Origin of the sequence: Burkholderia sp. Ac-20392 (assembly GCF_017104585.1) — a bacterium.
GTDB lineage: Bacteria > Pseudomonadota > Gammaproteobacteria > Burkholderiales > Burkholderiaceae > Burkholderia > Burkholderia lata.
The window spans coordinates 1-1,346 of the sequence record NZ_JAAGPB010000972.1 but is presented as its reverse complement, the minus strand read 5'-3'; the positions used below and the strand labels follow the sequence as shown (position 1 = coordinate 1,346).

The window sequence follows — 1,346 nt, the reverse complement described above, 5'->3', positions numbered from 1 at the left end:
GGGCGACCTGTACGAAGGGCGCGACCTGAAGCCGACCGCGTCACTCGACGCGCTGATCTCGGGCGCCGCCGCCGAAAGCCTGCGGCTCGATCCGCGCCGTACCGCGTCCGCGTTGTTCGCGGAAAGCGGTGCGACGCGGCCGATGAGCGGGCTGATTCGCGGAACCGCGTGACGCGCGGCGTTGCCGCTTCGGCACCCAATCCATCCACTACACAACAGGGAGAATCCAGGATGATCAAGATCCGATCCGTTTCGCTCGCCATGCTGGTGACGGCCAGTGCGGCGTTGATGTCCGCATGCGTGGTCGAACCCGTGCGGCCGCCGCAGCCGGCGCCCGTCGTCGAGGTGCCGCCTCCGATGCCTGCGCCGGGCTATCGCTGGGCGAAGGGGCATTACCGGTGGGCCGGCAATCACTGGGCGTGGGTGCCGGGGCACTGGGTGGGCGTGTACTGATCGTGCGTGACGTGACGTGACGTGACGTGAGGTGATGTGGCGTGAGGTGAGGTGAGGTGAGGGTGCCGGGATGCGGGGCAGCGGATTGAAATGCGACGCGCGTTGACCTAAGCTGCCGGGTCTCGGCGACGGGCATGCCCGTTCGCCCGTCCAGGCGAGCCGATCCTCGGCCGCCGCGTTCATCGTTACGGCACCCACATGAAAGCATGGCTCGTTGCGCTGGCCGTCGCGGCCGGCATGACCGGCGCGCACGCCGCGTCGTTCAACTGCGCGAAGGCATCCACGTTCGTGGAGCGCGAAATCTGCGCGAATCCGACGTTGTCGCGTCTCGACGATGCGCTCAACGCGGATTACCGGCACATGCTCTACGATTTCAGCAACTATCCGGTCGAAGATCCGCCCGAGTACGAGCAGTTCATGGCGACGCAGAAGGCATGGCTGAAGGCGCGGAACCGCTGCACGACGACGCAGTGCCTGATCGACAGTTACCGCAAGCGCATCGACGTGATGTGCGGGCAGATCGACTGGCAGGTGCAAGGCGACCGTGCGAAATGCCGCAGCAATGGCGGCCTGGGCGGGCTCGAACTTGAGCACTGAGCACTGAGCACTGAGCACTGAGCACTGAGCACTGAGCACTGAGCGTGGACGCGAACGCGTTTCGCGAGCCGCGACCCGTCAGATCGGTGCGCGCCTACCACCCGATCCGGTGCTTCTCCTCCGTCTCGCGATGCCGCCAGTCGTCGTCCGCGTGCAGGTACTGGCTCGTCGTCGTCAGCGACACGTGGCCGAGGTTGTCGCGCACGAGCCGCAGGTCGACGCGGCCGTCGGCCATATGCGAGCCCGCGCTGTGGCGCAGCCAGTGCGCGGACGCCTGTTCGAGCACGCGCGCCTGA

3 protein-coding genes are annotated in these 1,346 nt (G+C 67.1%); 2 read left to right on the top strand and 1 reads right to left on the bottom strand.

Annotation, left to right across the window (positions count from 1 at the left end; all coding sequences use genetic code 11):
* Positions 1-234 precede the first annotated feature (234 nt).
* Positions 235-453: a YXWGXW repeat-containing protein gene (locus tag G3N99_RS40190; RefSeq protein ID WP_041493558.1), complete on the top strand. Its 219-nt coding sequence runs from the start codon at positions 235-237 to the stop codon at positions 451-453.
* 198 nt (positions 454-651) lie between these two features.
* Positions 652-1,050, top strand: a complete 399-nt coding sequence (locus G3N99_RS40185; RefSeq protein ID WP_206125188.1) for a lysozyme inhibitor LprI family protein — start codon at positions 652-654, stop codon at positions 1,048-1,050.
* Positions 1,051-1,144: 94 nt separating this feature from the next.
* Here the strand turns inward: G3N99_RS40185 and G3N99_RS40180 are convergent.
* The coding region (locus G3N99_RS40180; RefSeq protein ID WP_206125187.1) for a site-specific integrase at positions 1,145-1,346 on the bottom strand (202 nt) is incomplete at its 5' end.

What these genes read in the sequence shown, in the direction of transcription:
- G3N99_RS40185 (WP_206125188.1), top strand. Translation starts at nt 652, where the DNA reads ATGAAAGCATGGCTCGTTGCGCTGGCCGTCGCGGCCGGCATGACCGGC.